Origin of the sequence: Chryseobacterium sp. GM_Chr_2 (assembly GCF_026540445.1) — a bacterium.
In the GTDB taxonomy this organism is placed as follows: Bacteria; Bacteroidota; Bacteroidia; order Flavobacteriales; family Weeksellaceae; genus Chryseobacterium.
This window is the reverse complement of the sequence record NZ_JALNUD010000022.1, coordinates 1-5,481: the sequence shown is the minus strand read 5'-3', so window position 1 is coordinate 5,481 and position 5,481 is coordinate 1. Positions and strand designations below refer to the sequence as shown.

The following is a 5,481-nucleotide window of genomic DNA, read 5'->3' as shown; positions in this document are numbered from 1 at the left end:
TAGGCAATAGGCAATAGGCAATAGGCAATAGGCAAAGATAACTCTTTGGGTAAGTTTGTTTCGTGATGCTTGAGTTTAGCGCAAAAAAAAGTCTCATACTAATTAAAGTATGAGACTTTTTAATAAAAACTGGCGGCGACCTACTCTCCCGCGTTAGCAGTACCATCGGCGCTGGTGGGCTTAACTTCTGTGTTCGGAATGGGAACAGGTGAGCCCCACCGCTAAAACCACCCTAAAGGTTGTATATAAGGTTGCAGGTTGATGGTTATAGGTTACAGGTTTTCCCTGCTACCTGATAGCTATCATCTGCTACCTGTTTTTATCGGTAAATTTCATCACAAAGGCAAAACCAGTGTCGCACTTATAAGGCTTAAGTAAGCTTGAGGCTTAGGTTAAGATTGCTCATTACCTATTACTCATCACTTATTACCTATATCTAGGCTATAAATCTACGGGTAATTAGTACTACTCGGCTATGCTGTTACCAACTTTACACCTGTAGCCTATCAACGTGGTCATCTCCCACGACCCTTAAAAGATGTCTCATCTTGAGGCGAGTTTCGCACTTATATGCTTTCAGTGCTTATCTCTTCCAAACGTAGCTACTCAGCGGTGCACCTGGCGGTACAACTGATACACCAGAGGTTTGTTCAATTCGGTCCTCTCGTACTAGAATCAAGCCCTCTCAAACATCTAACGCCCGCAATAGATAGAGACCGAACTGTCTCACGACGTTCTGAACCCAGCTCGCGTGCCACTTTAATGGGCGAACAGCCCAACCCTTGGGACCTTCTCCAGCCCCAGGATGTGACGAGCCGACATCGAGGTGCCGAACCTCCCCGTCGATGTGAGCTCTTGGGGGAGACTAGCCTGTTATCCCCGGAGTACCTTTTATCCTATGAGCGATGGCCCTTCCATACGGAACCACCGGATCACTATGTCCTGCTTTCGCACCTGATCGACTTGTTGGTCTCACAGTCAAGCACCCTTATGCCATTACACTCTACGCACGGTTACCAAGCGTGCTGAGGGTACCTTTGAAAGCCTCCGTTACTCTTTTGGAGGCGACCACCCCAGTCAAACTACCCACCACGCAATGTCCTTCTTAAAGAAGTTAGGCTCCAAGTAAGTAAAGGGTGGTATTTCAACGTTGACTCCACAAACACTAGCGTGCCTGCTTCAAAGTCTCCCACCTATCCTACACATTACTTACTCAAAGTCAATACGAAGTTATAGTAAAGGTTCACAGGGTCTTTTCGTCCCATTGCGGGTAATCGGCATCTTCACCGATACTACAATTTCACCGAGCTCGTGGCTGAGACAGTGCCCAGATCGTTACACCATTCGTGCAGGTCGGAACTTACCCGACAAGGAATTTCGCTACCTTAGGACCGTTATAGTTACGGCCGCCGTTTACTGGGGCTTCAGTCAAACGCTTCGGTTACCCTAACGCCCTTCCTTAACCTTCCAGCACCGGGCAGGTGTCAGACCCTATACAGCATCTTTCGATTTAGCAGAGTCCTGTGTTTTTGATAAACAGTCGCCTGGGCCTCTTCACTGCGGCCACCATTGCTGATGGCGTCTCTTCTTCCGAAGTTACGAGACTATTTTGCCTAGTTCCTTAGCCACGACTCACTCGAGCACCTTAGGATTCTCTCCTCGACCACCTGTGTCGGTTTTGGTACGGGTTGCTTCACTTCGGCTTTTCTTGGATCCGATTTCACTATAACAGCTTCGCCCGAAGGCTAGGCCTTGACACTTCCGTCCGTCTTCAATAGCTACGTCGAACCGTCCCCTTTTTAGTGTGAGCAAGTATGGGAATATTAACCCATTGTCCATCCACTACCCCTTTCGGGTTCGCGTTAGGTCCCGACTAACCCTCAGCTGATTAGCATGGCTGAGGAAACCTTAGTCTTTCGGTGAGGGGGTTTCTCGCCCCCTTTATCGTTACTTATGCCTACATTTTCTTTTCTGTCCGCTCCACAATACCTCACGATACTGCTTCGGCGCAAACAGAATGCTCTCCTACCAGATGTACAATGTACAAATCCATAGCTTCGGTAATATGTTTATGCCCGATTATTATCCATGCCGGACCGCTCGACTAGTGAGCTGTTACGCACTCTTTAAATGAATGGCTGCTTCCAAGCCAACATCCTAGCTGTCAATGCAGTCCAACCGCGTTGCTTCAACTTAACATATATTTGGGGACCTTAGCTGTTGGTCTGGGTTCTTTCCCTCTCGGACATGGACCTTAGCACCCATGCCCTCACTGCCGTAGAACATTTATTAGCATTCGGAGTTTGTCAGGAATTGGTAGGCGATGAAACCCCCGCATCCAATCAGTAGCTCTACCTCTAATAAACTTATATACGACGCTGCACCTAAATGCATTTCGGAGAGTACGAGCTATCTCCCAGTTTGATTGGCCTTTCACCCCTACCCACAGGTCATCCGAAGACTTTTCAACGTCAACCGGTTCGGTCCTCCACTTTGTGTTACCAAAGCTTCAACCTGCCCATGGGTAGATCACAAGGTTTCGCGTCTAATCCTACTAACTATCCGCCCTATTCAGACTCGCTTTCGCTCCGGCTCCGGACCTGAAGTCCTTAACCTCGCTAGTAAAATTAACTCGTAGGCTCATTATGCAAAAGGCACGCCGTCACAGAATTAATCTGCTCCGACCGCTTGTAGGCGTACGGTTTCAGGTTCTATTTCACCCTTCTATTCGAAGTGCTTTTCACCTTTCCTTCACAGTACTTGTTCACTATCGGTCTTTCAGGAGTATTTAGCCTTGGAGGATGGTCCCCCCATATTCAGACAGGATTTCACGTGTCCCGCCCTACTCATTTATCATCTATATATACCTTTCGAATACCGGGCTATCACCGTCTACGGCCGCACTTTCCAGTACGTTCTTCTAAATATATAAAGACTTTTGGGCTAATCCGCTTTCGCTCGCCACTACTTACGGAATCTCTTCGATTTCTTTTCCTCAGGGTACTTAGATGTTTCAGTTCTCCTGGTTTGCTCCTCCTAAGAGGTAATACATCTTCAATGTATTGGGTTGCCCCATTCGGACATCTGCGGATCTATTCGTGTGTGCCAATCCCCGCAGCTTTTCGCAGCTTACCACGTCCTTCTTCGCCTCTGAAAGCCTAGGCATCCGCCATACGCCCTTAACGATTTCTTTCCTATTTTTAGGTTACTCAAGCACTTATAAGTGCTCGGTTTTCTCTTTGTGATGTCTTTACCGTTAATGTCAATGATCTTAAATCTACTTCAAGTTTAATTCGCAAATATTGTTTTTGGCTCTATTCGCTTTTTTAAAATTAAACCATCGGTGATGGTGGAGAATAAGGGAGTCGAACCCTTGACCTCCTGCGTGCAAGGCAGGCGCTCTAGCCAGCTGAGCTAATTCCCCCTCTAGGTGTTTAATGTTTAAGGTTCTTTATTCAAGGTTGTAACTTTGAACAATAAACTTTAAACCTTCAACTCAATTAGTAGTCTCGGGCAGGCTCGAACTGCCGACCTCTACATTATCAGTGTAGCGCTCTAACCAGCTGAGCTACGAGACTTTGTATGAGTAATGGGTGATGAGTAATAAGTAATACTCTTCCTCTCTTCATTTCTCAATCTCTTTCCCTATACTAATTTCTAGTGGGTTATATTTTTATATTTAAATTATAAGTAATGTATAACGAGTAATGAGCAATTTTATCTTCCAAACTATTACACTTGGCTCTTTTTACTTTTACTTGTCTCTTTTACCTATAAACCAACCAAACAAAAAACTAAAGCTTTACTTTAAGTAAGTACCTGTGGACACATTGTGTCCTTTGTTTTTTTATCGTCAAAAGACGCTCTAAAATGAGATGTTCCAGCCGCACCTTCCGGTACGGCTACCTTGTTACGACTTAGCCCTAGTTACCTGTTTTACCCTAGGCAGCTCCTGTTACGGTCACCGACTTCAGGTACCCCAGACTTCCATGGCTTGACGGGCGGTGTGTACAAGGCCCGGGAACGTATTCACCGCGCCATGGCTGATGCGCGATTACTAGCGATTCCAGCTTCATAGAGTCGAGTTGCAGACTCCAATCCGAACTGAGACCGGCTTTCGAGATTTGCATCCTATCGCTAGGTAGCTGCCCTCTGTACCGGCCATTGTATTACGTGTGTGGCCCAAGGCGTAAGGGCCGTGATGATTTGACGTCATCCCCACCTTCCTCTCTACTTGCGTAGGCAGTCTCACTAGAGTCCCCAACTGAATGATGGCAACTAGTGACAGGGGTTGCGCTCGTTGCAGGACTTAACCTAACACCTCACGGCACGAGCTGACGACAACCATGCAGCACCTTGAAAATTGCCCGAAGGAAGGTCTATTTCTAAACCGATCAATTCCCATTTAAGCCTTGGTAAGGTTCCTCGCGTATCATCGAATTAAACCACATAATCCACCGCTTGTGCGGGCCCCCGTCAATTCCTTTGAGTTTCAAACTTGCGTTCGTACTCCCCAGGTGGCTAACTTATCACTTTCGCTTAGTCTCTGAATCTTAAAGACCCAAAAACGAGTTAGCATCGTTTACGGCGTGGACTACCAGGGTATCTAATCCTGTTCGCTCCCCACGCTTTCGTCCATCAGCGTCAGTTAAGACATAGTAACCTGCCTTCGCAATTGGTGTTCTAAGTAATATCTATGCATTTCACCGCTACACTACTTATTCCAGCTACTTCTACCTCACTCAAGACCTGCAGTATCAATGGCAGTTTCACAGTTAAGCTGTGAGATTTCACCACTGACTTACAGATCCGCCTACGGACCCTTTAAACCCAATAAATCCGGATAACGCTTGCACCCTCCGTATTACCGCGGCTGCTGGCACGGAGTTAGCCGGTGCTTATTCGTATAGTACCTTCAGCTTCCCACACGTGGAAAGGTTTATCCCTATACAAAAGAAGTTTACAACCCATAGGGCCGTCGTCCTTCACGCGGGATGGCTGGATCAGGCGCTAACCCATTGTCCAATATTCCTCACTGCTGCCTCCCGTAGGAGTCTGGTCCGTGTCTCAGTACCAGTGTGGGGGATCACCCTCTCAGGCCCCCTAAAGATCACTGACTTGGTAGGCCGTTACCCTACCAACTATCTAATCTTGCGCGTGCCCATCTCTATCCACCGGAGTTTTCAATATTAATTGATGCCAATCAATATATTATGGGGTATTAATCTTCCTTTCGAAAGGCTATCCCCCTGATAAAGGCAGGTTGCACACGTGTTCCGCACCCGTACGCCGCTCTCAAGATCCCGAAAGATCTCTACCGCTCAGCTTGCATGTGTTAGGCCTCCCGCTAGCGTTCATCCTGAGCCAGGATCAAACTCTCCATTGTATGTTTGTTCTTGACTCACTCAAAGTTTTGACGCTTTAGTTTTTCCTTACTTGGTTGTTATATTGTATTTCAATGATCTTCCAATCTTTCGCTTT

2 tRNA genes and 3 rRNA genes are annotated in these 5,481 nt (G+C 46.8%); all 5 read right to left on the bottom strand.

The annotated features are described in order from the left end of the window. Positions 1-127 precede the first annotated feature (127 nt). A 5S ribosomal RNA gene (rrf, locus tag OXQ85_RS20535) occupies positions 128-235 on the bottom strand. 204 nt (positions 236-439) lie between these two features. Continuing rightward, positions 440-3,193 (bottom strand): 23S ribosomal RNA (locus OXQ85_RS20530). A 154-nt stretch (positions 3,194-3,347) separates the two neighbouring features. After that, positions 3,348-3,424 (bottom strand) — tRNA-Ala (locus OXQ85_RS20525). An 80-nt stretch (positions 3,425-3,504) separates the two neighbouring features. Continuing rightward, positions 3,505-3,578: transfer RNA gene (locus OXQ85_RS20520), tRNA-Ile, on the bottom strand. Between the two features lie 290 nt (positions 3,579-3,868). Next, positions 3,869-5,386: ribosomal RNA gene (locus tag OXQ85_RS20515) — 16S ribosomal RNA — on the bottom strand. Together the 16S, 23S and 5S rRNA genes with 2 tRNA genes alongside form the textbook arrangement of a ribosomal RNA operon. Positions 5,387-5,481: the final 95 nt, after the last annotated feature.